20 protein-coding genes, 1 tRNA gene and 2 pseudogenes are annotated in these 25,478 nt (G+C 61.8%); 16 read left to right on the plus strand and 7 right to left on the minus strand.

The genetic code is table 11. From position 1 onward, the window contains the following. Nucleotides 1-26 precede the first annotated feature (26 nt). The 5 genes and pseudogenes from ACU4E7_RS07615 to ACU4E7_RS07635 all read left to right on the plus strand — a co-directional run bounded on the left by ACU4E7_RS07615 (nucleotide 27) and on the right by ACU4E7_RS07635 (nucleotide 4,049). Complete coding sequence (locus ACU4E7_RS07615) at nucleotides 27-428, plus strand: PTS sugar transporter subunit IIA (protein WP_238122300.1); 402 nt, start codon at nucleotides 27-29, stop codon at nucleotides 426-428. After that, a complete protein-coding gene (locus tag ACU4E7_RS07620; RefSeq protein WP_238122299.1) occupies nucleotides 397-765 on the plus strand; it encodes an HPr family phosphocarrier protein in 369 nt (122 codons plus the stop codon). Before ACU4E7_RS07615 ends, ACU4E7_RS07620 begins: the two co-directional genes overlap by 32 nt. Before the next feature lie 113 nt (nucleotides 766-878). Then, on the plus strand, nucleotides 879-2,351 hold the full coding sequence (locus ACU4E7_RS07625) for an ATP-binding protein (protein WP_447021148.1): 1,473 nt from the start codon (nucleotides 879-881) through the stop codon (nucleotides 2,349-2,351). A gap of 200 nt (nucleotides 2,352-2,551) precedes the next feature. Next, a tRNA-Arg gene (locus ACU4E7_RS07630) sits at nucleotides 2,552-2,628 on the plus strand. Between the two features lie 473 nt (nucleotides 2,629-3,101). Beyond that, nucleotides 3,102-4,049, plus strand: a pseudogene (locus ACU4E7_RS07635) (IS630 family transposase). A gap of 180 nt (nucleotides 4,050-4,229) precedes the next feature. Here the strand turns inward: ACU4E7_RS07635 and ACU4E7_RS07640 are convergent. Genes ACU4E7_RS07640 through ACU4E7_RS07660 form a run of 5 tightly spaced genes read right to left on the minus strand, consistent with a single transcriptional unit; the run spans nucleotide 4,230 to nucleotide 8,426 of the window. After that, complete coding sequence (locus ACU4E7_RS07640) at nucleotides 4,230-5,726, minus strand: SAVED domain-containing protein (protein WP_447021149.1); 1,497 nt, start codon at nucleotides 5,724-5,726, stop codon at nucleotides 4,230-4,232. A gap of 7 nt (nucleotides 5,727-5,733) precedes the next feature. After that, complete coding sequence (locus ACU4E7_RS07645; RefSeq protein ID WP_447021150.1) at nucleotides 5,734-6,615, minus strand: CBASS oligonucleotide cyclase; 882 nt, start codon at nucleotides 6,613-6,615, stop codon at nucleotides 5,734-5,736. Next, nucleotides 6,612-7,109, minus strand: a complete 498-nt coding sequence (locus ACU4E7_RS07650) for a hypothetical protein (protein WP_447021151.1) — start codon at nucleotides 7,107-7,109, stop codon at nucleotides 6,612-6,614. Before ACU4E7_RS07650 ends, ACU4E7_RS07645 begins: the two co-directional genes overlap by 4 nt. Before the next feature lies 1 nt (nucleotide 7,110). Continuing rightward, complete coding sequence (locus ACU4E7_RS07655) at nucleotides 7,111-7,563, minus strand: hypothetical protein (protein ID WP_447021152.1); 453 nt, start codon at nucleotides 7,561-7,563, stop codon at nucleotides 7,111-7,113. Further along, a complete protein-coding gene (locus ACU4E7_RS07660; protein WP_447021153.1) occupies nucleotides 7,560-8,426 on the minus strand; it encodes an AAA family ATPase in 867 nt (288 codons plus the stop codon). The genes ACU4E7_RS07655 and ACU4E7_RS07660 overlap by 4 nt, the downstream gene beginning before the upstream one ends. Nucleotides 8,427-8,665: 239 nt before the next feature. On the opposite strand from ACU4E7_RS07660, the gene ACU4E7_RS07665 reads away from it, so the two are divergent. Then, nucleotides 8,666-9,007 (plus strand): helix-turn-helix domain-containing protein, encoded by a 342-nt coding sequence (locus ACU4E7_RS07665; protein ID WP_447021154.1) that lies wholly within the window; start codon nucleotides 8,666-8,668, stop codon nucleotides 9,005-9,007. After that, nucleotides 9,004-9,888: an ImmA/IrrE family metallo-endopeptidase gene (locus ACU4E7_RS07670; RefSeq protein WP_447021155.1), complete on the plus strand. Its 885-nt coding sequence runs from the start codon at nucleotides 9,004-9,006 to the stop codon at nucleotides 9,886-9,888. Before ACU4E7_RS07665 ends, ACU4E7_RS07670 begins: the two co-directional genes overlap by 4 nt. 105 nt (nucleotides 9,889-9,993) lie before the next feature. Here ACU4E7_RS07670 and ACU4E7_RS07675 read toward each other — a convergent pair whose 3' ends face one another. Next, nucleotides 9,994-10,392: a hypothetical protein gene (locus ACU4E7_RS07675; RefSeq protein WP_447021156.1), complete on the minus strand. Its 399-nt coding sequence runs from the start codon at nucleotides 10,390-10,392 to the stop codon at nucleotides 9,994-9,996. A 140-nt stretch (nucleotides 10,393-10,532) separates the two neighbouring features. Between ACU4E7_RS07675 and ACU4E7_RS07680 the strand changes: the two genes are divergently transcribed. From ACU4E7_RS07680 to ACU4E7_RS07720, 9 genes are all read left to right on the plus strand, one after another. Continuing rightward, complete coding sequence (locus ACU4E7_RS07680; protein ID WP_447021157.1) at nucleotides 10,533-12,194, plus strand: hypothetical protein; 1,662 nt, start codon at nucleotides 10,533-10,535, stop codon at nucleotides 12,192-12,194. Between the two features lies 1 nt (nucleotide 12,195). Next, nucleotides 12,196-13,509 carry a hypothetical protein gene (locus ACU4E7_RS07685; protein ID WP_447021158.1) on the plus strand — a complete coding sequence of 438 codons (1,314 nt, stop codon included), beginning with the start codon at nucleotides 12,196-12,198 and terminating at the stop codon, nucleotides 13,507-13,509. Nucleotides 13,510-13,684: 175 nt separating this feature from the next. Then, nucleotides 13,685-14,788: a T6SS phospholipase effector Tle1-like catalytic domain-containing protein gene (locus ACU4E7_RS07690; protein ID WP_447021159.1), complete on the plus strand. Its 1,104-nt coding sequence runs from the start codon at nucleotides 13,685-13,687 to the stop codon at nucleotides 14,786-14,788. A 397-nt stretch (nucleotides 14,789-15,185) separates the two neighbouring features. Then, nucleotides 15,186-16,421, plus strand: coding sequence for a hypothetical protein (locus ACU4E7_RS07695; protein ID WP_447021160.1), 1,236 nt, complete (start codon nucleotides 15,186-15,188; stop codon nucleotides 16,419-16,421). Between the two features lie 1,319 nt (nucleotides 16,422-17,740). Continuing rightward, nucleotides 17,741-18,088 carry a 30S ribosomal protein S10 gene (rpsJ, locus tag ACU4E7_RS07700; RefSeq protein WP_447021602.1) on the plus strand — a complete coding sequence of 116 codons (348 nt, stop codon included), beginning with the start codon at nucleotides 17,741-17,743 and terminating at the stop codon, nucleotides 18,086-18,088. Beyond that, on the plus strand, nucleotides 18,085-19,182 hold the full coding sequence (locus tag ACU4E7_RS07705) for an MBL fold metallo-hydrolase (protein WP_447021161.1): 1,098 nt from the start codon (nucleotides 18,085-18,087) through the stop codon (nucleotides 19,180-19,182). Before rpsJ ends, ACU4E7_RS07705 begins: the two co-directional genes overlap by 4 nt. A 936-nt stretch (nucleotides 19,183-20,118) precedes the next feature. Next, complete coding sequence (locus ACU4E7_RS07710; RefSeq protein WP_447021162.1) at nucleotides 20,119-21,069, plus strand: HamA C-terminal domain-containing protein; 951 nt, start codon at nucleotides 20,119-20,121, stop codon at nucleotides 21,067-21,069. Continuing rightward, nucleotides 21,066-23,690 (plus strand): DEAD/DEAH box helicase, encoded by a 2,625-nt coding sequence (locus tag ACU4E7_RS07715; RefSeq protein WP_447021163.1) that lies wholly within the window; start codon nucleotides 21,066-21,068, stop codon nucleotides 23,688-23,690. Before ACU4E7_RS07710 ends, ACU4E7_RS07715 begins: the two co-directional genes overlap by 4 nt. Before the next feature lie 32 nt (nucleotides 23,691-23,722). Further along, nucleotides 23,723-23,995: a DCL family protein gene (locus ACU4E7_RS07720; RefSeq protein ID WP_447021164.1), complete on the plus strand. Its 273-nt coding sequence runs from the start codon at nucleotides 23,723-23,725 to the stop codon at nucleotides 23,993-23,995. A 96-nt stretch (nucleotides 23,996-24,091) separates the two neighbouring features. Here ACU4E7_RS07720 and ACU4E7_RS07725 read toward each other — a convergent pair. Further along, nucleotides 24,092-25,456 (minus strand): annotated as a pseudogene (locus tag ACU4E7_RS07725) (IS3 family transposase). Nucleotides 25,457-25,478 lie beyond the last annotated feature (22 nt).

A 25,478-nucleotide genomic window follows, 5' to 3' on the forward strand; every position in this document is an offset into this window, starting at 1 on the left:
CATCGGGGGATGAAGGCGGAGGAAGCATGATCGGTCTCGTCCTCGTCACCCATGGCCGCCTCGCCGATGAGTTCCGCTCCGCCTTGGAGCACGTCATGGGCCCGCAAAGCCATATCGCCACCGTCACCATCGGGCCGGAGGACGATATGGAGCGCCGTCGGCAGGATATCATCGAGGCAGTCGCCCGGGTGCGCTCCGGCGGCGGCGTGGTGATTCTGACCGATATGTTCGGTGGAACCCCTTCCAACCTGGCCATCTCGGTGATGAACACGCCGGATGTCGAAGTGGTGGCCGGCATCAACCTGCCCATGCTGGTCAAGCTCGCCAAGGTTCGCGGCGAGCTGCCGCTCGCCGAAGCGGTGGACGTGGCTCAGGAAGCAGGCAGGAAATACATCAATGTCGCAAGTCGCGTCCTCGCCGGTAAATGATCTGTCGGGACGGGCCCTGCCGTCCGAAGACCCGGCCGAGGCCTGTGGCGGGCCGGTCGACCCCTCCGCGCTGGTGCGTGTGCTGCCCATCATCAACAAGCGCGGCCTTCACGCGCGCGCTTCCGCCAAGTTCGTGCAGACCGTGGAGCGCTTCGACGCCCAGGTGCGGGTGTGCCGCAATGGCGAAGCCGTGTGTGGCAACTCCATCATGGGCTTGATGATGCTGGCGGCCGCACCGGGCACTACGGTGACCGTGACGGCCACCGGCCGCCAGGCCGAGGAGGCTCTGGCGGCGCTGAGCACCCTGGTCGCCGATCGCTTCGGCGAAGAGGAATAGACGCACCCCCGACACCGATGCTGGCTTCGCACAAGGTCTGTGCTTATCTCTAGACATCACGTTTCCGCGCGTGGGACGCGCCACCGAAACGGGCGTTCGCCCCTGTGAGTGTCATGTTCGGGACCAGAGCCGATCCACCGATCGACCCGCCCCACCACCGCCGGGGCCGCTTCAGCTTGTCCGCGAAGCTCCTGGTCTTGACCGTGTTTGTGGTGGCGGCGGTGGAAGTGGCCGTGCTGGTGCCGACGATCGCCAATTACCGGGTGGCCTGGCTCTCCGATCGCCTGGCCGCCGCGCGCACGGCGGCGCTGGTGCTGGATGCGGCGCCGCAGGACAGCATTCCCATGGATCTCACCCGCCAGCTGCTCGCCAATGTGGGGGCGCAGGTGATCGTGGTGAAACGGGAGGATACGCGCCGTCTGCTGGCCGCCTCCGACATGCCGCCTCAGGTGGACGAGCATGTGGACATGCGGGACATGAATCTCTGGAGCGCGGTGCGCGGCGCCGTCGAGACCCTGTCGGCGCCCGATGGGCGGATGCTGCGACTGGTGGGCGAGGCACCCTCCGGGGCGGACTTCATCGAGATCGTGCTGTCGGAAACGCCGCTGCGGCGGGCGCTGCTGCGCTTCACCACCACCACGCTGCTGGTGTCCGCCATGGTGGCGGGCGCCGCCGGCGCCCTGGTCTATTTCAGTCTCAACGCGCTCTTCGTGCGCCCCATGCGGCGGCTCACCGAGCGGATGACGGCATTCCGCGAGAATCCGGAGGATGCCTCCCGCATCATCGTGCCGAGTGGGCGGCGTGACGAGATCGGCACGGCGGAGGAGGCGCTGCAGGAGCTGCAGCGCGGCCTGGCGCAGACCCTGAGCCAGAAGAGCCACCTTGCCGCGCTCGGCCTTGCGGTCTCCAAGATCAACCACGACTTGCGCAATCTCCTGGCGTCTGCCCAGCTGCTGTCGGATCGCCTGGCGGCGCTGCCCGATCCCACGGTGCAGCGCTTCGCGCCGAAGCTGCTGGCGGCGCTGGATCGGGCCATCACCTATTGCGAGCAGACCCTGTCCTATGGGCGTGCCATGGAGCCGCTGCCGGAGCGGCGCGACGTGGCGGTGGCACCGCTGCTGGAGGAGGTGCGCGATACCTTGGGCCTGGGTCCCGGATCGGGCATCGCCTGGGTGGCGCAGGTGGAGCCGGGCCTGGTGGTGGATGCGGATCCCGACCAGCTGTTCCGGGTGATCTTGAACATCGGCCGCAATGCGGTGCAGGCACTGGAAACCCGCGCGCCCCTCGATCCCGCGCGGGATCAGATCCGCCTGGTGGCACGGCGCGCGGGCGCGGCGGTTGAGATCGAGATGGGAGACACGGGGCCGGGCATTCCGCAGGACCGGCGGGCCCATCTGTTCGAGGCCTTCGTCTCGTCCGCGCGTCGCGGCGGCACCGGCCTGGGGCTGCCCATCGCCGATGAGCTGGTGCGGGCCCATGGCGGCGAGATCCGGCTGCTGGATGGCAAGGAAGGCACCACCTTCCGGATCACCCTGCCGGACCAGCCGGAACGGGACCGCCAGCGGCGGGAGCGCCTGCGCGCTTGAGGGCGGCCGCGCTCGCATTCGAGTATGCTTTGCGACCGGTGTTGTCCACAGGCTGTGGGCAGCAGGGCGATTTCGGCTTTTGCCCTTGCGCGGTCGAATGAAACGCAGTAGGTCACACACCTCGCCGGCGGAGTTCTCCGCCGCGGGTCCTGCGGAGGTCTCCTCCGAAAGCGGCATCCCAGCCGCCCACACAGGACGATGCGCCGGTAGCTCAGCTGGATAGAGCACCAGACTACGAATCTGGGGGTCGGGAGTTCGAATCTTCCCCGGCGCGCCATTAAATCAAGCACTTAGCTTGATTTCACCGTTTCAATTTGGAAGCTAAAGCGGCTTTTTGAAACGGTTTTCGCTGAAGTTTGCTATTGGGCCGCATTTCCCACGATTCGTCGCGATGCGCTTCCCGTACGTCGGGGGACGAGGCGGCAGGCGCAACCTGTGCCTACCATGGCGTGGTCTCGCCTCCTAAGGTGGCCCCGTGACATGCAATTCGCTCTCCGATCACGCCGGGCCATTTTTGAGGCCCGTCGCTATCAGGTCCTGCGCACTCACATAAGATGGTGCTCGATATCTGATGGTTTCGATCGAGCCCTCGCCGAGGTTCTTTGTAACAATCCACCGCGGGCCACTTATCGCGGATGGCGGGTCTTGACCCTTTGCGGGCATTAGAGCACGTCCGCTGAACGTCGATTCGATGGAGGGGTGACGTTCGGGCTCTGTTGTGATTCACCGTCTCCGTTGATGGAGGCGGTGATGGCACGGGCTTATGGGGACGATCTTCGCGTGCGGGTTCTAGAAGCGGTGGCGGCCGGAGCCTCGGCCCGGTCTGCGGCGGCGCGGTTCGGTGTCGGTGTGGCGACGGCGATCGTCCGGGCCCGGCGGGCCCGGCAGGATGGCGAGCGCACGGCCCGGCGGCAGGGCAAGCCGCGCGGCTCGCGGCTCGATGCCCACGAGGCCTTCATCATCGCCATGATCGACGCGGCCAAGGACATCACGCTGAACGAGATGGTCGCCCGATTGAAGGCCGAACGGGCTGTCGCCATCGAACGCAGCGCGTTGAGCACCTGACTGCGCTCCCGCGGCTGGACGTTCAAAAAAAAGTCCGCCCATGCACTGGAGCAGGAGCGTCCGGATATCCTGAAGCGGCGGGAGGACTGGTTCGAAGCCCAGCCCGACCTCGCCCCTGAAAGGCTCGTCTTCATCGACGAGACCGGCCTGTCCACCAAGATGGCCCGTTTGCGGGGCCGTTCCCTGCGCGGCGCGCGTTGCCGGGCCGGCGTGCCGCACGGGCATTGGAAGACCACGACCTTCACGGGCGCGCTCCGGCTCACCGGAATGACCGCGCCCTTCGTCTACGACGGGGCCATGAACGCGGTCGTGTTCCGGGCTTATGTCGAGCAGGTGCTGGTCCCCACGCTCCAGCCCGGTGACATCGTGGTCATGGACAATCTGCCAGCCCACAAGGCGGCCGGCGTCCGCGACGCCATCGAGCAGGCCGGCGGCTCCCTCCTGTACCTGCCGCCCTACAGCCCGGACTTCAACCCCATCGAGAATGCCTTCTCAAAGCTCAAGGCTCTCCTGAGAGCCAGGGCCGAACGCACCGTCGGTGCCTTATGGGACGCCGCAGGTGCGCTCCTCGACGCCTTCACGGCAGCCGAATGCCGAAACTACTTCGCTGCCGCAGGATATGACCCGGATTAATACGGACGTGCTCTAGAAGGGTCCGCTTCCGGGTACGTTGATGATGCGTGTCAAGGGTCCGAGATAGGGCCAGGAGCTGAAAGTCTGCTTACGTTCGATCTACCTCAAAAGCTGACGCGCAGCATCGGCGCAACCGCCATATTCTATCCACTTTGCGGTCGAATGCCTACTGGGAGTCCGTCAACCCACGTTTAATCCCTCACTGTAGGTACCGGTTCGCTGCCCGTCAAAATCGAACTCATAGACGATGCTGGGTCCGATCGCATTGTGCAACTGGCCTAGGAAGAAAGTGAAACCGTTGGGAGCGGAGATGAACAGGTGGGTCTTTGGGCTGCGCCCCATTTTTCGCAGCTGATCGACCAGAGCTTCGGCAAGCAGGGCCGCGTGCGCGCCGCACTTAACCGATGACTGCGACGCTGTGCGTGAAAGCTTCGCCGCAACGACGCTGCCGACGCCGGGCAAGTTGTTGGAGACAAAGTTCCGGACGTCCTGGCTTATGTCGTGGGTGAGACCGATGGCGATCGCACGCTCCGGCCCGTCTCCCAAGGTTTCCGTATCGCACTCGATCGTCGGCCAATCAGGTTCGGGCGGACAATCATCGCGCGACCAGAAGCGGCGCCCGCCTGTCCGCTGTTCGATCTGGATCGACTTGCCCGATTTCACATCGAGGATCGAACCGATCGCAAAGGCTAGCGAAACATGCGCATCCAGCACCAGCCGCAGTGAGTCATTTTCTCGCGCGTGCGAGAGCACAAATGCCTTCAGCTCGGGATAGAGCGTCTCGTTCCACGACATTTCATCGCGCAGATACCGTCCTTCGAAATGCGGCACCAGATTGAGGCTCTCGTCCGTGCGCGCCTCAAGGCTGTCGATCGCGTGCATGAAGGACTTGACCCCGATCGTAAAGCTTGGCGGGTCTTTGCGATCGGCGAGCAGATTTTCGCTGCGCACCATGTCGCGGAAAGAGTCGCGGTCGAACTCCTTTCTCCCTTGCGCGTGCAGCTTCTTGATCGTGTCATCGTACGAGAAGCTCGCTTCGCTTGCGGGGATCGCTTTCATGCCGAGCCTGGCGAAGCGTTCGTTCAAGTGATCGCGGATGTCGGCGCCGGAGCGAATCCGCAGATTGATGCCGAGCGTGCGCGCGAGGAGCCGCAGCTGATCTTCGTCGATGCCCAGATGATCCGCCCACTGCGCGCGGAACTTTCCCATCTCGCTCCGGGGGCCGCCTTTGAAGAGACCGGGAATATCGAGCGTGTTGTACTGATTGAGGATGAGCTTCCGCAAGGGATCGGTTGCGTTCCAGTTGGTGACGAACTGGAACCGCGCGCCGTCGCCGTTCGGCGCATGGGCGAGCTGGGCATCGTGCGCGCGTTTCAGGATCGAAACGCTCGTGCCCTTCGTGAAGTCGGGGTTGACGAAATCCTCGTAGCCGAAGTCGCCGGGGCGCACATGCCATTTGCACTGCATATGATCGCGCAGGACAGGCCTGCCGGTATGATCCTGCGGCGCGCCCTTGGCGTCATAATCCACGACGACATCATCGAAGGCTCTGGGGCCGGTTTCGAAAAACACGCGCCGGACAGGTGATGCGTCGTCAAGCAGGAGCGCGGCGTGAAGCCAGAACAGCCTTGCCTGGAAATCATCGCCCTGCTGGCGCGCAACGATCGAGTCTGCCATGGTCCACCTAGCTCGCCGGAAAATACTTGCCCATGATCTCACGCCAGAGCGCGATGGCATCGCCCTGCCGCCCCTGCTGTTCGTAGCGAACTGCGATGGCGGCTTTCATCTCTGCCTGCCGCACGCTGTCCTTCGCCTTCGCGATCAGCTCCGAGGTCATCTGGTCCGAAACTGGCGGGCCATATCCGGCGGGGTCCAGCCACGATTTTCCGATGCCATCCAGGGCGGCTGCGAAGAAGCGCCGGACCTCGCTCGGATATGTGGTGAAGGGAGCGTCCACGAGTTCCTGCATCATGACCTCGATCAGGAAGGAGGGCTTGATCGGCTTCCCGGCGGACCGGTTCCAGCGCTTCACCATCTTCACGAGCGGCACCCATTTGCCACCGAGTTCCTTGTTCTTCGTCGTGGCCTGCTCTGCATGGATTTCAGGGTCGGTCTTGATCCATTGGCCGAGGATGCGGTCGGGGATCTCATAGCAATCGCCGATATCGAATGCCGGCACGGCATCGATCGAAAGCACTTTGCCTTCCTCGTCCTTGGTGTTCTTTTCGAACTCGACGGTGGCGCAGCGCCGGCCGGGCTCAACGGCGTCATCGCCATAGGTCTTGCGCAGCGTCTTCACGAACGCATCGAGCAGTTCGGAGGACGGCTTGTTACGGTACTTGTCCTTCTCCTTCTGGCCGAGGACGAAGAAGACATCGACATCCTTGAGCGGCTTCGTTTTAGTCGATCGGCCGTAAGAGCCGGTCAGAAAATCGCGATCGACGGCAAAATCAGCGCGGATCAGCTCGCGCACCTCGGTGTGCCGCTTGATCGTATCCTTGCGCTCTGTCTCACTGAGTTCGAGGCGCTGCCGGTATTTTTCGAAAGCTTCTTGCGTCGTAATCATCTGTAGTAGGCCGCCGATGCCATGATATCAGGGGTTGCAATGACAGTTCCTGCTTCACGCGGCGACAAGCCGTTGAGGCCGAGGAAGTTCACGTAGGTCAGCCCGACATTGGGCGCCCCCGGCGCCTCGACGAGCAGGATGCGGTAGACGCAGTTCGAGGGCGGCTTCGGTGCCTTCGCGAAGGAGCTTTTGAAAAACTCGGTGTCGACCCACATCTCATCGACGCCGCTTGCGTCGTAGCGAATAGGGAAATCCCAGCGGCCCGACGCGTTGGCCGCGCCGGGCACGTAGAACTCGATAACGATCTTCTTGAGATGGCCGCTTTCCATCAGCTTTTTCGCCGCGTCATGAACCCAGCCGGACCAGGCGTCGACGAGGGCTTTCGGATCGAGCCCGGCATCGATAACGAGGCTCTTCATCAGATTGCGCATCTTGTCGGCGAGGTAGATCGCCGTGTTGGTGCGCGCGTAGGTGGTCGCATTCGTGCTCGTCATTTCAGCCCAGCGCTCCCCAATCGACTTTCAGCGCCTGCTCGCCGCTCGCGCTTTCCTCCTCGTCGATCGCCGCATCGACGTCGTGGGCCTTGATACGCGGCGCACGGTCTTTGAGCGCGTTGTTCATCCAGGTGACATCATCCGCATCGCAAGGCGCCGTCATCGACCAGTCTCCGGCCGTCGGGTTCCAGCTGAGCTTGTCGACCTCCAAATCGGCTTCCATCGCGTTCTCGCCGTAGAGCAGATAGATCACGAGGCGGTTGCCCGCGCCTTTGAGCACAATGGGCTTCTTGGCGGGATGCTCGTCCGCGATGAGCGATTCCATGACGCTGGAGGCACCCTCCAGCGTCTTCTTATCAACCGTGCCAGTCCCGGTGATAAGCTCGATGATCGTCTTCCAGGTCTGCGCGGCCGAGCGCTTGGGGATGGATGCAATGTCGCGACGTACCTTCATGCTACTTCCTCCAGATCGGCCTGCGCGGCGGCACGCTTGAGCGTATCGAGCACGTCCTTGCTAGTAACCTTGTTCGGGTCCTTGGCGGTCTCGATGGAGATCGCCGCCGCCGAGGTCATGGCTTTGCGAAGCCGCCGTCCGTCCATGCCTTCTGATGCCTTCACGAAGGCCGCGAGCTGCGATTTCAGCATTCCGAGCTTGGGCCACTGCCCGCCCAGAAGCGCGAGCACGTCGAGGATGATTTCGGCGCGCGCTTCCGCGTTCGGCGGACCGATTTCCTCGATCCAGTCGGCACGGGAGAGAAGGGCCCGGTCGACCGACTTCGGATAATTGGTCGTCGCGATCAGAAGCGTGTTGCGGTGTTTCCGGCACAAAAGATCGATACCCGCGAGCGCCGCATCGGTCGCGCGATGCGCGTCGATCGGATTGGCTTCAAGGCTCATCCTCTGGCGGTCGGCCGCAAGCGTCTCGACTTCGTCGAGCAGCACGATGGCCGGCATCGACATCGCCAGTTCTGGAATCGTCTGGCTGAAGATTTTCGACACTTCCTTCTGGCTCTTGCCGAGCGAGGAGCTGCCGAGCGCATGTGCATCAAGCTGCACATACTGCGCCTTGCCGACCACCTTGGCGATCTTGTCGGCAAGGCCGCGGGCGAGCGTCGTCTTCCCCGTGCCAGGCGGCCCCGACATAACTATCAGCCCGTGCATGGGCACCTGTTCGAACGAAAATATCTGACGCATCCGCAGCGAGAGCACGGCCTGCGCGACCAGCCTCTCCTTGACCGAGGCGTCGACCTTGATGGCATCCCAGGCGGCCTCGAAGTCTTTGCTCGGCAGCTGCTTGTGTTCGGCGATAACGTCCATGCTCGTTTCCCTCTCGGGGACGCCAGTCGGCGGTCCCGTTCCGTCGCGGCAAAAATGCGTTTCCCTTTGGGAAAATATGACTCTCGCCATCTATATAAGTATGCTTTTGTGCTTTTCAGCACCACATATAGTGTCGTTCAGCAAAAGCCGGTATAGAAAATGCCAGAATTCCGAACACGATAAATGGGGCTGGTTTTCGTTGTCAAGGAGGAAAAATATCGCTACTCTGAATTTTGTGAATGAAGGAGCATGCGATCGTGACAACCCCTCTCGGAACCAAAATCCGCGACCTTAGGAAACAGAAGGGGTTTACGCTCGATAAGCTCGCCGAGCTTACCGAATCCAGCAAAAGCTACATCTGGGAACTGGAAAACAAGAACCCGCCAAGGCCATCGGCCGACAAGGTCGCCCGCATTGCGACGGCGCTCGGCGTAACGAGCGACTACCTCGTCGATGTCAATGCGAGCGTCACGGTCGAGGACGCCGCCGACCAGGCATTCTATAGAAAGTATCGAGACATGGACGCATCGACCAAAAGCAAGATTCGCAAGATGGTCGATCTGTTGGGCGAGGATGAATGAACGAGCCGTCTCCGGAGCGGTGGGCGATTGACCTTTCCTTTCTGCTGAACGCGGTCAACGGCACCAATCGATTTCCGGTCGATATCGTCGAACTGGCGCTGGAATATTCGAAGACGAGATTTCCGGATGATCCGATCCTGCGTGTCGCTGGCGACGACCTGCCGGGTTTCGACGGTGCTTTGATGAAGGCGCGTGGGCCAAAGCCCGGCTGGGGCATTTTCTACAACAACGCCTTCAAATCGAAAGGACGGATCAATTTCACGCTGGCGCATGAGCTCGGGCATTATCTCTTGCACCGGAAAGCCCATCCGGATGGCTTCCATTGCAGTTCGAATGACGTTGTCCGGTGGGATTCGCGGTACGGTCAGATCGAGCATCAGGCGAACGTTTTCGCCGCCAACATCCTGATGCCGCTCGATGACTATCGACGTCAAATCCCGCAGCATCAGCGGGTGGACCTCGAAATGATCTCGGCCTGCGCAGAACGCTACCGCGTTTCACTGATCGCGGCGACCCTCCAATGGCTCGACTACACGACGCGGCGGGCCATCCTGGTTTGTTCGCGCGATGGCTACATATTATGGGCGAAGCCGAGTGGCAGTGCGCTCAAATCCGGCATCTTCTTTCGCACCTCAAAAGGCCCGATCGAGATACCGGGCCAGTCCCATGCGGCAAGGCCGGAAATGCCGGTCGATGGCCGCACCGGCGTGGCGCACCCTGCGGGCGTATGGTTTCGTGAACCCGTCCAAGAGATGACGGTATTCTCGGAGCAGTATGATTTCGTCATCAGCCTGCTGACCCTTGAGGATCGGGAAAAGTATGAGATCAGCGATGAACCGGTTGAGGACAGCTACGATAGGTTCATGAGCCGTGAGCGGTGACGGATTGGATCGCCCCAGCCCCATGGCTCAGGTCGACTGCTTCTGCAGCACGCGCCCCCCGGGGGGCGCCAGGCAATGGCAGCTCTTGGCGCTGGGGGCGGGCTTCTATCTGTTCCGGGCTCCCGATCTTAGCGTTAGCTTACAGCGGAGCTGGAGGCGCGAGATCAGCTTGAAGAGAAAGGCTGCAGCGGGCTTTCTCTCATTGATGAAGTTGTCGCTGGCTGCGGCAGGATCACGGAAGAAGTGACCATGCGAGGCGATGCAGCCGAGGTCCAACTGCCGCTCGCCCGTGCATTTGTTGAGCACGCTCGCGAGCGATGCGCCCATCGCAGGATTCCACTCGCTCTCAAAGGTGAGGATGCCGACGAGGATCGGGATCAGCGGCTTCGCCGGAAAGACCCCACCCGCATTGGGGATTGGCAAGCTGGTGCGATGCAGGTGATGCACGCTTTCGACTTTCTCCTGCGCGTAGCGGAGGTTGATTTCGCCCGCTATTTTCTGCAACTATCAAGTGCATCCGCTTGAGGCGGAGATTCGCCAAAAGGGGGGCGATTGTGCGGGAAGCTCCACCGACACGGAAGCTCACAATCCTGGCAAAGGATCCCGGCTTTCGGCTGGGCTCCGCCAACGGTCCGATGGCCTTCATGCAAGTCAGCGTTCCGGCCGAAATACTGGCCAAGGGGCCGACGGGCTACCGCATCAAAGTCGTGGACTACAACGCCGCCGAGCAGCGCGCCTATCTCGACCGGCAAACCTATCAAAATGTCGCCGGCGAGCTGCTCGATCCCTTCGGGTGCGCCCCGGGCGAAACGCCGGAGGACCCAGCCTACCAGGCGCGCCTGATCGGCGATCCCAATTTCCACGCGCAGAACTGCTACGCGATCGCCATGCGGACGCTCGGCGCATTCGAGCGCGCCTTGGGCCGCCGGGTGAGCTGGAGCAGCGGCGGCCACCAGCTCCATATCGCCCCCCACGCCTTCGCCCAAGCCAACGCCTTCTATTCCGAGCCGGACCGCGCGCTGCTGTTCGGCTATTTCTTCGGAGTGGGCGGGCAGCCGATCTTCACCTGCCTCAGCCACGACATCATCGCCCATGAGACCAGCCACGCCTTGCTTGATGGGCTCCGCTCACGCTTCACGGAACCGTCCGGACCGGATCAGTCGGCGTTTCATGAAGGCTTTGCCGATATCGTGGCGCTATTGTCGATCTTCTCGCTGGAGCCCGTCGTGGCAGCGGCCATCGGCGAGGATGGCGCGCTGGTGAAGAACGGGCGGACGATCCGCCTGGTGGATGCCGGCAAGCTGACGCCCGAGGCGATCCGCAAATCCATCCTGCTCGGGATCGCGCGTGAGGTGGGGGAGGCGCTCTCCTCGAGCCGGCTCGGAGACGACGCGCGCGGCGCATTGCGGCGCTCGGTCGAGATCACGCCCGCCGCAGGCAAGCGCCTGCGCCAGAGCAATGACGAGCACGATCGCGGCGAGGTGATCGTCGCAGCCATGATGCGCTGTTTCGTCGAGCTCTGGAGCACGCGCATTGAAGGTCTCGGGACCTTCGATGGTGGCCGATACAATCTCGATGCCGTGGTGGAGGAGGGGGTGAAGGTCGCCGGGCACCTGCTCAACATGGCGATCCGCGCGCTCGACTATTGTCCTCCGACGGATATCGATTTCGGCCAGTATCTCGCCTCGCTCCTCACCGCCGACCGCGAGCTCGTCCCCGACGATGACCATGATTATCGCGGCACCCTGCGACGTCATTTCGCCGCCTACGGCATCAAGACGCCCCGCATGGGCTGCGATGCGGAGGGGTGCTGGCGGCGCTTCTCCGATCCGGACAAGCTGGTCTATGCGCGCTCGAACTTCGCCGCGATGATGCGCAATCGCGACGAGTTCTTCCGCTTCTTGTGGGAAAATCGCGCCGCTCTGCCCATCAATCCCCGCGCCTATACCGAGGTCGTCTCTATCGACATGGCAAGCCGGCTCGGTCCGGACGGGCTCACCCTGCACGAGACGGTCTGCCAATATGTGCAGCGGGTGGACATCTTCGGCGCCGAGTTCAAGTCGGTCCTGGGCGCCGAGCGGCCCGAGGGCATGGTGACCACCGATCGTCTGACGGCCCACGGCGGCGGCGTGGTGATCCTCGACCAGTATGGCCAGGTCAAGTACCACATCCAGAATCCGGTGCTCGATGGTCCGCGGCAACGTGCGCGCGCCCAATATCTCATGGACAGCGGGCTACTCTCGGACCATGGACAGGCCGAGCGGCTGCAATTCGGCGTCATTCATCTCGAACGGATGGGAGGGTGACGTGCCCCAGCCGATCCGCGCGACCATCTTCGCCTATCAGGTCGGTTTCGGCGACTGCTTCCTGCTGCGCTACGACTATGATGACGGCCAGCGCCGGCACATGCTGTTCGACTTCGGCACCACCGGGCTCCCCGAGGAGACCGCCTCAAGCCAGATGCTCGACATCGCGCGGGACATCGCCGAAAAATGCACTGAGGACGGCGCCGATGGCCTCGACGTGGTGGTGGCGACCCACCGTCATGCCGACCACATCAGCGGCTTCGCGACCCGCGCCGATGGCAAGGGCTCGGGAGACATCATCGCCGCGCTCCGCCCCAAGGCGGTGGTGCAGCCGTGGACCGAGGTGCCCGATGCGCGGCTCGACTGGCTCGGCCCCGACGAGAGCAGCCCCGCCCATCACGCCGCGATCCGGCAGCGTTGGCGGTCGCTGCAGGCCATGCAGCAAGGCGCGCAGGAGGCCGTTGCCTTCGCCCAAGCCCTCGGCAAGCGCCTGCCGCCCGCCGTGGCGGGGCAGATCAGTTTCATCGGCGAGGACAATCTGGCCAACCTCTCGGCGGTGAAGAACCTTCAGGCCATGGGTGACAAGGGCCGGCACTGCTTTGCCTATCACGGCTGCGACCTCGGCCTCGGCTCCGAGCTGCCTGGCGTCGAGGTTCATGTGCTCGGCCCGCCCACGCTGCGCCAGACCGAAACCATCCGCAAGCAGCGCTCCCGCGACAAGGACGAGTTCTGGCAGCTTCAGCCCCAGCGACTGGCTGCGGCGCGCGGGCCGCGGCGGGGCGCGAAGGCCTTGTTCCCCGATGCCACCTACCGACCCGCGACCCACCTGTTCACGGAACAGCGCTGGCTGGCCCACCGGGTCGACGAGCTCAACGGGGCCGTCATGCTGAGCCTCGTGCGCGCGCTCGACAAGCAGATGAACAATACCAGCGTCATCCTGCTGATGAAGGCGGGCTCGAAGTCGCTGCTCTTTCCAGGCGATGCGCAGCTTGAGAACTGGCAATATGCACTGCAGTCGCCCCTGGCTGCGGAGCTCGACGCTGTGGACCTCTACAAGGTCGGCCATCACGGCAGCCTGAACGCAACCCCGCGCAGCATGTGGAACCGCTTCCACAAGCGCGGCGCGGCACGCAAGCCCGACCGGCTGACATCGGTTCTGTCCACCATGCACGGCAAGCATGGCGATGACGACAAGAACACTGAGGTGCCGAGGCGAACCCTTGTGAACGAGCTTCAAGCCAAGTCGAACCTCGTCTCGACCGAAAATCTTGAGCCGAAAAAGTTATATCAGGCGATCGTGCTGGATCTTACCTAAGGTTCGATCCGTTCCCATCCAATCGCGCGCACAATTGGATCGGGAACGGTGAATTGGTCTCTATACAAGTACCTGGAGGGCGATTCACCAAATCATGCAGAACTGCCGTGAGGTTCGGCATGATCGGATAGCGTTCCGGTTGGACCACTGGAACTGAAAAAGCGGGAACGAGGGGATGGGCGAAACACGTAACATCGTCATCTGCTGCGATGGGACATCCAATGAATTCACCAAGGACCTCACCAGCGTCGCCAAGCTGACCTATGCGCTGGTGAAGGATTCCGAGCACCAGCTCGTCTATTACCATCCGGGTCTCGGCACCATGGCGGCGCCGGGTTTTCCCATGCCGATCGGCAACTGGCTGGCGCGGATGGCGGGGTTGGCGTTTGGCTACGGCCTTAAGGCGGACCTGCGCGACATCTATGGCTTCATCATGGAGCATTGGCGGACCGGCGACCGGCTCTACCTTTTCGGCTTTAGTCGCGGTGCCTATACGGTCCGTGCTCTGGCCTCTCTGCTCCGCCTCTATGGGCTCGCCATGCCCGGAAATCTCGCCCTCGTGCCCTATGCCATCCGGATGCTCTGGAGCCTGCGCGAGGACGATCCCCAGCGCCGCAAACAGCTCTACCAACAGGCTGATAAGTTCAAGGCGAGCCTTGCCGTAACCGGGTGCCAGCCCCATTTCTTGGGTGTCTGGGATACTGTCAGCTCGGTTGGCTGGGTGGGCAGCCCGGTGTCGCTCCCTTACACGCGCATCAATGACGAGATCGGCATCATCAGACACGCAGTCTCCATCGATGAGCGCCGCGCCTTCTTCCGCGCCAACCTCTTCGCGAGGGCGCCCGGGCAGGATCTGGTGGAGCTCTGGTTCCCGGGTGAACATTGTGACGTCGGCGGCGGATGGCCAGAGGCTGAGAGCGGCATCTCGAAATACCCCCTTGCTTGGATGATCAAAGAAGCAGAGCAAGCCGGTCTGCTGGTCGACAGCCACCGACGTGACGAGATTCTTGGCAGGACGGCAGGCAGTCATTACGCGCCCGCCAGCCCAAAAGCGCGTGTGCACGCAATGCCATGGTCATGGTATCCGGCGGAATTCGTGCCCAAGAGTCATTGGGATTACAAGACCAACATGCAAAGCCTTCGGTGCAACCGCTTTCGCCGCCGCCGCATGCCTGAAAAGCCGCTTGTCCATCCCATTGCCTGGGAGATTAAGGACTATGCGTCCAGCCTGCCACCCGATGCCGTCCGCTACACCCTCGCGACGGAAAAGGAGCGATGAGGCACTGCCAGTTCGGCGCTCTGGTCCTCCAGCCCCCGCAGCCGCTTGGCCTCGGACACCTACGCCGCCGAACAGAACCTTCCACTTGGAGATGCTGGCGTTGCGGGCGGCCAACTTCTGCCACGGCTTCGCAACCATAACTCCGGCTTCATGCTCACGAAAAGGGATTGCGCTTCATGCTCCAGTCCTTTGATTGGGCCAGAGGGAGCTTTTTTCAGACTGGATTAAGGGCGTAGGGCAAAACCAGCCTGATGCCATTCAATCGGTCATTCGGCTTCGGCCTTAAAGGGTCAAAACGACTTGGAGCGGTGGACAGCCTCAGGGCTACGCAGCTTGGAGTTGAATTACTGCAATGTGCTGGTACTTTAGAATAAATGATTCGGCTTTAGGGGTCATTATGTCGTCCAACACGGCGCCACCATGGGCAGCGGTTGGCCCTCCTCAGCCGGCTGTGTATCGCGTTCTTTTCGTCCTCGCCCCGATTCCGATCTCCAAGCTCGATATCGCGCGGTTCTTATTCATGACGTTCGTTGTTGATCGCAAGCCGGGATCTCCCGCAGAGCCCGTCCACGTAATAATCGTAATGGTCGGAGCCTATCTGAAGGCATCCGCCAATCTCCCCGGCGCAGGCGCATTCGTGCAAACGGTCGTCGACTTTTGGCGGACACTTCCGAGCGGCAGCTTTCCTTCGGCTCAGATGCTCGCATCCATCAAGGTGTTGGCTTCAGATCCAGCTGGCGTCGTCTCGATCCGCGGCGACGGCGGCAGCGCAATCAGGGTGGACCGTCCGGACTTCACCGCCATTCAGTCAGCGCTTCTCGCATGGGCGCAACGGGTGAGGGACGAAGGGGGCGTCGGCTTCCTTCACTGGATTGGGCACGGGATGGAGCTGATCAAGGGCGGCAGCGTAGTCAGCTTGTCGTGCGACGGTGCGCTCTCCGATGGAGTGAGCCAAGCCGGTCTTGACTGGACAACCTCCCTGCATGTGATCAATAATTTGATACGGGAGCGGCCCGTCTACTGCTTCATCGACGTGTGCCGCTCACAGGACAAATCGACCCTCAGCTACCTACCGATTGCGCCGGCGGATTTGGCTGCGCCCGACAACGCATGCGTCTTCTATTCGACGTCTAGAGGAAAAAAGGCATTCTGGATTCGCCAACTGAAGCTGGCGGCCGAAAACGCGGGTTGTGGAGAGTATGCCATTGGGACACAAGCGTTTTTGGCGGCGCTGAAAAGCTTCGGCGCACGTCTAACCGGCGATCCCGCGGACGTCCATGTACCAATCGTCGCTGCGGAAGTGGTCGAGGCTTCGCAGGCACTGGTCGAGCGGTGGTCGCGCCATCAGGGTATTACGCCGCCGCCGGGGGATCCGCAGGGGCCTTCGAGCTGCAAGACACGCGCCATCCTGCTGACCGAAGAACCAAAGAGTATCGTGACGGTTCTGGCTAACGGCGTGGCTTCCCCGACATCCTGCGAGGCGCTTTCCGATACCCCTCCGCCTGTCGGCTCGGAATCTGCCGCTCCATTTGAGTTCCGACTGGCACGAAAGCCGCATAAATTCCGCTTTGATGACCAAAACTGGAACTCTGAGAAGCGGCTCCTTCATCCCTATATGAAACTATCCAGCTAGGAATTTCGATGGCCGAGACGCTGGCAGTGTCGACGGGCAAAGGGCTCCCGGGGGCGCCCCCACTTTTTGTGACCGCCTTTTCCGAGGAGGGAAAGCGGTACGACGATCTGCTCGAAAGCGGGCAGCCTGCCCCAAACTGGTTCAATTCGGCTCCGTACGTCCGGGTGCAGGCTCCCAGTGGAGAGGTTACAGACGGTGTCCTATCCGCCGATGGACCGGACGGAGCCTATGAGAAGTGCCTCCGGCTGTTCGGCGCGAGGCGTGCTTGGGCGCCTGCCATCGTGGAGACGTCTGCCGCCGACACCGTGGCAAGTCTAGAGCTTTGGACCAGCGAGGAAGGCGAAGCGTCCGTGTCTGAAGGTCCCGTCCTGACATTGCACAGACCGTCGCGAGGAATCACCAAAAACGGCAAAGGACTGTTCGCGAGCGACGGGAATCTCTCCTGCTACGCCGTCGTTCGGCGGAAGGACAAGACCACCGTATATGTACCTAACGCTGGAAGGTTTTACCTGGATGTCATTTCCCTCGACGACGGCCCGGAGGCCGTACCGCGGGCGCTGTTGGACACCGGTCTAGCTGGAGCCTTTTGGGGCTTCACCGAACACCAAAGGCCTGAGGCCGCCGAGTTTGTGGCGAAGCGGCTTCTGGCGGCCATTTTCGACATTCCTTCCGCGCCGCATCCGACCCCCTGGATAGCAGCAGCTGCCCACGCCGTACTTGCGCACCGATCCCTGCTGCCTGTTTACGGCGACAAGGTCCTCAAGCTACTGGCTTCGCCTGACGCGCCGGCACCCGACGCCGAATTCTTGCGGGCGGTCGTCGGCATGGCCCAACTGGGCATTGGAAAGGGCGACACCGAAACCGTGAAGCAAGACGTGCGCTCGGCGATCGTCGCTCTCGCCGCGCACCGCGCCACGTACGGTGAAACCGTGCGTTGGTTGGACATGAAGTTCAGTATCCTGCGCGAACTGGCGCTGCGTGAGTTCAAGGATGCCGGCATCGAGGAAAAGCTGAACGCCGTCGCCAACTGGCTACGAAGATCCTATGCGGGCGGTCAGATCGCCGCTTACCTTGGCGAAGCTCCTATCGAAGGCCTCGGCTGGCACGACGTGCTAGCGCAAAAAAAAAGGACGGATGATTTAGCATTCCGACATCTCGAAAGCAGACTTCAAGGTGCGATCAGGCCTCGGGTGGCTTTCGTCGCGCCCGAACAGATGCGTCCGGTTAAACAGGCCCTTCTGAAACTGCCGGATGCCGCACCCCATGAGCCGGCGCTCGCTTTCCCCACTTCCACCCCACAGGCGGTGCCAGACAAGGGGATGAAACTCAACAAAAGCAAAAAACCGCCAAAAAAGCCGATTAAGAAGGGCTCCATCAGAATCAAGCTACGCGCCTTCGACCACCGGGTGCTGGATGCCACCGTTCAAGAGATCATCGCCACCGCTCGCAGGACGGGATCCTTCGTCAGCGGACCGGTTCCGCTCCCGACTAGAAAAGAAAAGTTCACGGTCAATCGCTCGCCCCACGTCGACAAGAAGAGTCGCGAACAGTTCGAGATGCGGACCCACAAGCGTCTGATCGACATCATCGAGCCGACGCCTCAGACAACGGATGCACTGATGAAGTTGGATCTGAACGCCGGTGTCGAGATCAAAGTCCAGCTATGAGCGAGGCAGCCAGTGTAAGCGTCACTCAAATCATACTCTTCAGGGCTTCCGACGGGGACTGCATACTTGTTCGCTGCATCGACGGTCGCGAAGCATTCAACCTGCTAGTGGACGCCGGCCGCACCTCCACCATCGCTAGGCTGAAGAAATTCATCTATGGATTGCCGGACGACGAACGCAAGATCGATCTTTTCGTTGTCACCCACATCGATGCAGATCACATCGCCGGAGCCATTGCGCTGGCTAAGGATACCGAGTTCGCCCGCCTTGTTAAGGCCGTCTGGTTCAACGCCGCGCAGCACCTCCCGCACGAAACCCTTCCGATGTCCGTCGGCCAGGGCAAGACTTTCGCCGAACTTATCGTTAAGAACGGCTGGGCCTGGAACGAACCGACCGGCGGCGACGCGATCGCCCGCAAACCGGAGCTAGGTCCAATCAATCTTCGCGTGGATGGCACCGTCTCAGTGCGCCTCTTGGGTCCCCTGCCCTCGGGACTCGCCGCACTGGCGGAGATCTGGCCACTGCCGGAGGGAGCGGACGAGCCCGAGGACGACGAAGAAGAACCCTCCGAGGTCGCGATGGACATCGAACCGCCGCCCGATGTCGAGGACTTGGCCGGCGCGGACTACTCGGCCGACGACACGATCCCGAACCAATCGAGCATCGCCTTCGTACTGAGCCACGGCAACAGGCGCGTCTTGATCGGCACCGACTCACATGCCGAAACGCTGATCACTTCCATAAACGAGGATTTCGGCGGTCGCCTGGAAGTGGACGTTGCGACGCTCCCCCACCACGGCTCGCGCCGGAATACCAGTCCCGATCTGGCAGAGCGCATCGTGGCGTCGACGTGGACCGTCTCGACCCAGGGCGGAGGCAAGCACCTCTTTCCACACGGGGAATCGATCGCACGCATCCTGACCCGCAAAGAGCCCGGCAATCATCCCTGTTTCGTCTTCAATTCTGACCATCGCGAAGCTTGGGTGTGGAATGACCCGGGGACGAAGAACGCTTATGGCTATTCCACCCTCTATCCTGCAAAACAAGAAGGATGGATCGTCTTATCGATCGAGAGCAAGCAAGCTCACTCGTGATCGGTCGAATGGAGAATACCCCATTATGGCAACTAAAAATCTGGGGAGGAGAATAAACTGTCTACCGTAATCTATTCCACGCCGGCATCATTGGCGTAGATTTGAGATTGTGGCTTTGGGAAAATTTGAATCTCATCCTGGTTGCAGAATAACTAAGATGAGTGACAACTCGTCCGGCATCAATAAGCCTACGATGCGAGCTATAAAAGACATATACCGAGTATATTACGGGGGTTATCAGTGGCAGAAAAGATTCGAAGCATGCCGCAATGGTCTGCGGGGAGAGGACTGAATCGCCGAGTTGGGTCGCCAGGAAAGAGGCGCCGAGATAATATACTAAGCTGCACCTGGTCCGATCTCAGCAAGGCTGTCAAAGCGCCGGCCGGCCGGTGATGCAGCCCGCGTCTCAATCACCTACGAGGTGAAGGATCTTCACCTTGAGGCTAGCGCTCTAAGGGTGTGTATCGCGGATCTGACGATCGAGAGCCCCAGCCACATAGGAGGCCATGTCACTACGAGGCAGTATGGGCGCCTGGTCGACCAATGAGGCGGCCTGATTGGCCTCACCCCAGCCGGCTATGGGACCACAACCTGCGGCGAATCAAGGTCTCCATCCTTTGCAAGCGGACTGGAAGCCTCCGCGCCTGTCAGTTCCCGCTCGGCTATATCAGGCTCGAGAGCACCGTGCGCAAACTCGGCATAGAGGTCGACGACGCCCTGAGCCCATCGGAGCAGGCTGAGATCTGAGGCTTGGCGCGGGCAGTTCAAGGATTGCCGGTGCCGTTGACGCAAAGCGGCAATTCATTTGAGCTGACGTAGCTCTCGAGTAGCGGGCAGGACAGCTTGACAACCTCCTGTTAAGCGCCCCGTCGTGCGTGGTAAAAGTAAATGTGCTGGGAATAGCCGAATCAAGTGGGCTAGTCGCGACTGGGGGCGATGCTGTCGACGATAACTGCGGACGATCTTGAAGCTTCGCTAACCGGCGATCCGGACGCTCTTGACGTTCATCTAACGCTCGTTGAGCGCGACATCGCGGTGGGCGGGCAGTCGGTCAAAATCCACTGCCACTGCCTTGCTGTCGATGGAAATGGCAGGGTTCAGCTTCATCGGCTGGCGCAGTTTATGCGAAACGCAGCCACCGACTACGCGATGCCGCGGTCCAAGGTCGCCGAGGCGAAGGAGCGGGACGCCAAGTTCAACAGCACCGAGGCTGTCGCCGAGTTGGTCGAGCGCGCTAAGCGATCCTTTACGGGCTTGGCAACCACCGGCGAGGGTGGCGAGATGTTGCTGTATCTGCTTGCCGAGCGGTTCCTCAAACTACCTCAGATCCTCTGCAAGATGGATCTCAAGACCGACGAGAAGATGCACTACCATGGTGCTGACGGCGTTTACGCCGGAGTTACGCCGGAAGGCCTGTTAAAGCTCTATTGGGGCGAGTCAAAGGTCTACGCGAAGGCGGGCGATGCGATCTCGGCCTGCCTTGATTCGCTGGCTCCGTATCTACTGGAGCACGAGCACGAGGGGGCAGAGAGGGAACGCGACCTGTTGCTGCTCAGCGACAAGGCGAACCTGACTGACGAGGCCCTGACTACGGCGCTTAGGAAATATTTCGACCGGTCGTCACCAATGTCGAACCGGGTCCAATATTGCGGCGTGGCGTTGGTAGGATTCGGCGTGCCCTTCTACCCTGGCGAGGGCGCAACAGCACTCGCTGACGAGATCGCCGGGGCGGCAAGGGCCGCGCTTGCCGACTGGGTCGATAACGTCGGCAAGGGGGTTACAAAGAACAAGCTGGAGAGTCTCGAGATTGAGTTCTTCTGCGTGCCGTTGCCGTCGGCGCAGGATTTCCGGGACGCGTTCCTCCAAGTGATGGGGCTCAAGCCATGAGCCTCGCCAGCCTGCAGGCGTGGCTCATGTCGGAAGGTGTGAGCGACGACATCGCCGCATTGACAAAGCTCACCGTCCGCTCCGAACTCAGCAATCTCTCCGACGACCCTCAGGCAATTGATCCGGCCGACATTGATTGGCAGCGGTTGATTCTGGCGGGAAGCATCCTGGCCCGGTCGGAGCGACGCGCTGACCAGGAGGCGGCGCTGAGAATCGCCGTGGCGGCGGTCTCACTCGCCAAGGACACGAAGGTCCGCGACGCGGGTGCTGTCCTTTTCGACAAGCTGTCGAACTTCCGAGCAGTCACACTCGCGGTGAGCCGCGGCATGGTCGCCGATGGGCTTGAGGAGCGGCTCGGGATCTCGCTGCGCCTTGAAACGCAGCGGCGCGAGATGGACCGCTCGATCCTCGTCGAGACTACCGGGCGTTGGCTGGAGGTCAACGAGTTCCAGCAGCGGTTCTGGACGACTGCCTCAACAGCAACCTGGTTGTCGGCATCGGCGCCGACGGCGTCGGGAAAAACGTTCCTCGTGCTGCAGTGGCTGATCGATCAGGTCGGGTCGCGCAGAAAGACGGTGGCAATATATCTCGCGCCAACACGCGCGCTCGTGTCCGAGATCGAGACGAACCTGGAGTCGTTCCTCAAGGAGACGGAGGGCATCGAAGTGTCCTCGCTGCCGCTCAGAACCAAGTTTGATGCTGCCCGGTCGGGCGGGTCGCGCTTGATCCTCGTGCTCACCCAAGAACGCATGCATCTGTTGGCGAATGTCCTGGGCGGCGAATTCTCGGTCGACTTAATGATCGTCGACGAGGCCCACAAGATAGGCGATGGCGGTCGCGGCGTGATCCTGCAGGATGCGATTGAACGTGCATCCAGACTCAACCCTAAAATGACGCTGGTCTTCATCAGCCCCGCGACGCAGAACCCCGGCGAACTGCTCGCGGACGCGCCGGCGGATGTGCCGACGGCCGCCGTCGACAGCGACGCGCCTACGGTCCTGCAGAACCTCCTTCTCGCGACCCATGTTAAGGGTAAGCCGCGACGCTGGACGCTGAACGCCAAGCAGGGCGATGCCGAAATCGAGATCGGCACGCTTGAACTCGTGAGCACGCCGGCCAGCTTCACGAAGCGCCTAGCCTTCGTCGCGGCGGCGGCGGGTACACGCGGTGGAACTCTCGTCTACGCGAACGGCGCCGCCGAGTCCGAGGACGTCGCCGACTTAATCAGCCAACTACAGCCCGAGCACGATCCGAAGTCCGTCGACCCCGAGCTGACCGCGCTCGCCGAACTTGCCAGGAAGGGCGTTCACCCGAGCTTCCGGCTCGCGCCGCTCGTCGAACGCGGCGTGGCGTTCCACTTCGGAAACATGCCCACACTCCTTCGATTTGAGATCGAGCGACTATTCCGATCCGGCAAGATACGCTTCCTCGTCTGTACGTCGACGCTGGTGGAGGGGGTCAACCTCTCCTGTCGGACCATCGTCGTGCGCGGTCCGCGCAAGGGCCAGGGAAATCCCATGGAGCCGCATGACTTCTGGAATCTAGCCGGTCGCGCGGGGCGGTGGGGCGACGAGTTCCAGGGGAACATCATCTGCCTCGATCCGCAGGACGAGACCGCCTGGCCGCACGGCGTGCCACAACGTGCCCGCTACCCCATCAAGCGCGAGAGCGATGCGGTGCTGGAGGCTGGGGATGGCCTGTTGGCATACTTGGCAGCCCGACCCAACAGTAAGCCCACCGAGCTCGAGGACAACGATGAGTTCGAGCAGGTCGGTGCTTACCTGCTGACTACCTACATGAGGCTTGGATCCATCGGTCAGGCGGAACTCGCCAAGCGCCATGATCGCGACTTTATAGAGAGGCTCGACGCGGTATTGGCGACAATAGTAGCCAACATCGAGATCAGTCCCGACCTAGCGGCCCGGCATTCTGGCGTCAGCCCGATCGGCATGCAGCACCTGCTGGAAACCTTCAGGAAGTATGGCGGGGAGCCCGAGAATTTGCTGCCGGCTGAGGTCGCCAGCGACGACAGCTACGACCGCTTCGTCACAATCATGCGGCGGATCAACACGAGCCTGTTCCCCGCCTTCGAGCCCGACAGCCGCGCGACGTTATATGCGCTGATCGTGTTCCACTGGCTGAAGGGGAAGTCGCTGGCTGAGATCATCCGCCGGAACATCGCGTGGCACGAGAAAGTCGGGAGGAAGTACAATCTACCCGGCATCATCAGAGACACAATGGCGCTTGTGGAGCAAGTCGCCCGGTTCCGTGCGCCGAAATACCTATCGGCCTACATTGACATACTGCACCTGTATTATGTCGAGATCGGACGCGAGGATCTGATCGACGACGGATTGGATATCGGCACGCAACTCGAATTCGGCGTGTCGTCCCGCACGCTGATCTCGCTGATGGAGCTAGGGTTGTCGAGGATGACTGCCGTCGCGCTCTACGAAAAAATTGCGCGGGATGATCTCGATCAAGCACAGGCGGTCAAGTGGGTCGCCGATCGTATCGAGCAACTCAACAGCATGGATCTGCCTGCAGTCATTGTTCGCGAAATTCGCGAACGGTTGCTCGCAAGCGCCGCCAAAGGGCCGACAGAATCTCTGGAGACTTGAAGGAGAACAGTGGAATGGTTGCTGGGAAACCTGTGAGCTACGGCGATCTGCACTTCCGCACGCAGACTGAGGCGCGCGCCTTCCTGAACGCAATGCTCAACCGATATGACATCGGGGATCGGGTCAGCGCCGCAGACGCCGTCATCCTTAGAGCCGCGCTCGTTCTCCACCCCGAGGCCAAAGAAAAGATCGGCTCTGGCATTAGGGACTTCAGTGTGCGCAGTGCAGACTTCGGAACAAAATGCTTCTGGATCAACCGGACCGACGGTACGACTGAGAAGTTCTCGCACAAGGCTTGTGTATAGGGTGCAACAATGCACAGCTGCCTGTCCGTCGTCAGGACATTCGGCACAGATCGCGGGGTCGATTAGCGGAGTGCGGGCCTTGTCTGGGGGGAGATGTTAGGCGGCGAGCTTACGGTGCTGCAAGCGCCGATGTTCGATGGTCTGTCGCTTGGTTCTTTCGCGCTGTTGGATGATGGCTGGAGCCCTGCCGAAGTAGGCGTCGGCCGGTGTGACGTTAGCCAGGCTCTCGTGATAGCGCTGGTGGTTGTAGTGCTCGACAAAGGCCTCGATCTGGGCTTCGAGGTCGCCGGGCAAGAAGTAGTTTTCGAGCAGGATGCGGTTCTTCAGGGTCTGGTGCCAGCGCTCGATCTTGCCCTGGGTCTGGGGATGGCATGGGGCGCCGTGCACATGGCCCATCTTGTTGGCCTCGATGTATTCCGCCAGCTCGCCGGCGATGTAGCTCGGTCCGTTGTCGCTGAGCAGTCGAGGTTTGTGCAGGATCGTGGCGCTATCGCAGCCGGAAGCTGCCAGGGCGAGATCCAGCGTGTCGGTCACATCCTCGGCCCGCATGTTGGTGCACAGCTTCCAGGCGATGACGTAGCGCGAGAAGTCGTCGAGCACGGTCGACAGGTACATCCAGCCCCAGCCGATGATCTTGAAGTAGGTGAAGTCGGTCTGCCACATCTCGTTCGGCCGCGTGGTCCTGGTGTGGAACTGGTCGGCCGCCTTGATCACAACGTAAGCCGGGCTGGTGATCAGGTCGTGGGCCTTGAGCAGCCGGTAAACCGTGGCTTCCGACACGAAGTAGCGCTGCTCGTCGGTAAAGCGCACGGCCAGCTCTCGGGGGCTCAGCTCGGACTGCTCCAGCGCCAGCTCGATGATCTGGTCGTGGATGGTGGCCGGGATGCGGTTCCACACCCGGCTCGGCGCCGAAGGCCGGTCTTCCAGCGCTTCCGGCCCGCCCTCGAGGTAGCGGTCGTACCCAGCGGTAGAAGGTTCGGCGGGGGATGCCGAGCTGGTCCAGCGTGCGTTTGGCCGGCAGGTGCGACTGCTCGACGATCCTGATGATCTCGAGCTTCTCGGATGCGGGATACCTCATTCGTTGTCGCCCCCATCCGCGATCATGCTTTTTTTGAGCAACCGGTTTTCCAGCGTCAGGTCGGCGACGCATTCCTTCAGGGCGCGGGCTTCGCGGCGCAGGTCCTGCACCTCGCCGGTGGTCGCGGCACGGGCGGTGTCGCCGGCCAGACGGCGCTTCCCGGCCTCCATGAACTCCTTCGACCAGGTGTAATACAGGCTCTGCGCGATGCCTTCCTTGCGGCACAGCTCGGCAATGCTGTCCTCGCCGCGAAGGCCATCCAGCACGATGCGGATCTTGTCCTCAGCCGAGAAGTGTCGGCGGGTCTGCCGCCGGATGTCCTTCACCACCTGCTCTGCAGGGGCCTTCGCCGAGGATTTCACGTTGGAGGGTCTGGGCTTCATCTTCGTTCCTTCGACACTACGA

It is taken from the genome of Xanthobacter sp. ZOL 2024 (assembly GCF_052932325.1).

What these genes read in the sequence shown, in the direction of transcription:
- ACU4E7_RS07655 (WP_447021152.1), bottom strand. Translation starts at nt 7,563, where the DNA reads ATGAAGGTACGTCGCGACATTGCATCCATCCCCAAGCGCTCGGCCGCG.
- ACU4E7_RS07640 (WP_447021149.1), bottom strand. Translation starts at nt 5,726, where the DNA reads ATGGCAGACTCGATCGTTGCGCGCCAGCAGGGCGATGATTTCCAGGCA.
- ACU4E7_RS07665 (WP_447021154.1), top strand. Translation starts at nt 8,666, where the DNA reads ATGAAGGAGCATGCGATCGTGACAACCCCTCTCGGAACCAAAATCCGC.
- ACU4E7_RS07625 (WP_447021148.1), top strand. Translation starts at nt 879, where the DNA reads ATGTTCGGGACCAGAGCCGATCCACCGATCGACCCGCCCCACCACCGC.
- ACU4E7_RS07680 (WP_447021157.1), top strand. Translation starts at nt 10,533, where the DNA reads ATGCAAGTCAGCGTTCCGGCCGAAATACTGGCCAAGGGGCCGACGGGC.
- ACU4E7_RS07670 (WP_447021155.1), top strand. Translation starts at nt 9,004, where the DNA reads ATGAACGAGCCGTCTCCGGAGCGGTGGGCGATTGACCTTTCCTTTCTG.
- ACU4E7_RS07710 (WP_447021162.1), top strand. Translation starts at nt 20,119, where the DNA reads ATGCTGTCGACGATAACTGCGGACGATCTTGAAGCTTCGCTAACCGGC.
- ACU4E7_RS07650 (WP_447021151.1), bottom strand. Translation starts at nt 7,109, where the DNA reads ATGACGAGCACGAATGCGACCACCTACGCGCGCACCAACACGGCGATC.
- ACU4E7_RS07660 (WP_447021153.1), bottom strand. Translation starts at nt 8,426, where the DNA reads ATGGACGTTATCGCCGAACACAAGCAGCTGCCGAGCAAAGACTTCGAG.
- ACU4E7_RS07695 (WP_447021160.1), top strand. Translation starts at nt 15,186, where the DNA reads ATGTCGTCCAACACGGCGCCACCATGGGCAGCGGTTGGCCCTCCTCAG.
- ACU4E7_RS07690 (WP_447021159.1), top strand. Translation starts at nt 13,685, where the DNA reads ATGGGCGAAACACGTAACATCGTCATCTGCTGCGATGGGACATCCAAT.
- ACU4E7_RS07615 (WP_238122300.1), top strand. Translation starts at nt 27, where the DNA reads ATGATCGGTCTCGTCCTCGTCACCCATGGCCGCCTCGCCGATGAGTTC.
- ACU4E7_RS07645 (WP_447021150.1), bottom strand. Translation starts at nt 6,615, where the DNA reads ATGATTACGACGCAAGAAGCTTTCGAAAAATACCGGCAGCGCCTCGAA.
- ACU4E7_RS07715 (WP_447021163.1), top strand. Translation starts at nt 21,066, where the DNA reads ATGAGCCTCGCCAGCCTGCAGGCGTGGCTCATGTCGGAAGGTGTGAGC.
- ACU4E7_RS07620 (WP_238122299.1), top strand. Translation starts at nt 397, where the DNA reads ATGTCGCAAGTCGCGTCCTCGCCGGTAAATGATCTGTCGGGACGGGCC.
- ACU4E7_RS07705 (WP_447021161.1), top strand. Translation starts at nt 18,085, where the DNA reads ATGAGCGAGGCAGCCAGTGTAAGCGTCACTCAAATCATACTCTTCAGG.
- rpsJ (WP_447021602.1), top strand. Translation starts at nt 17,741, where the DNA reads ATGAAACTCAACAAAAGCAAAAAACCGCCAAAAAAGCCGATTAAGAAG.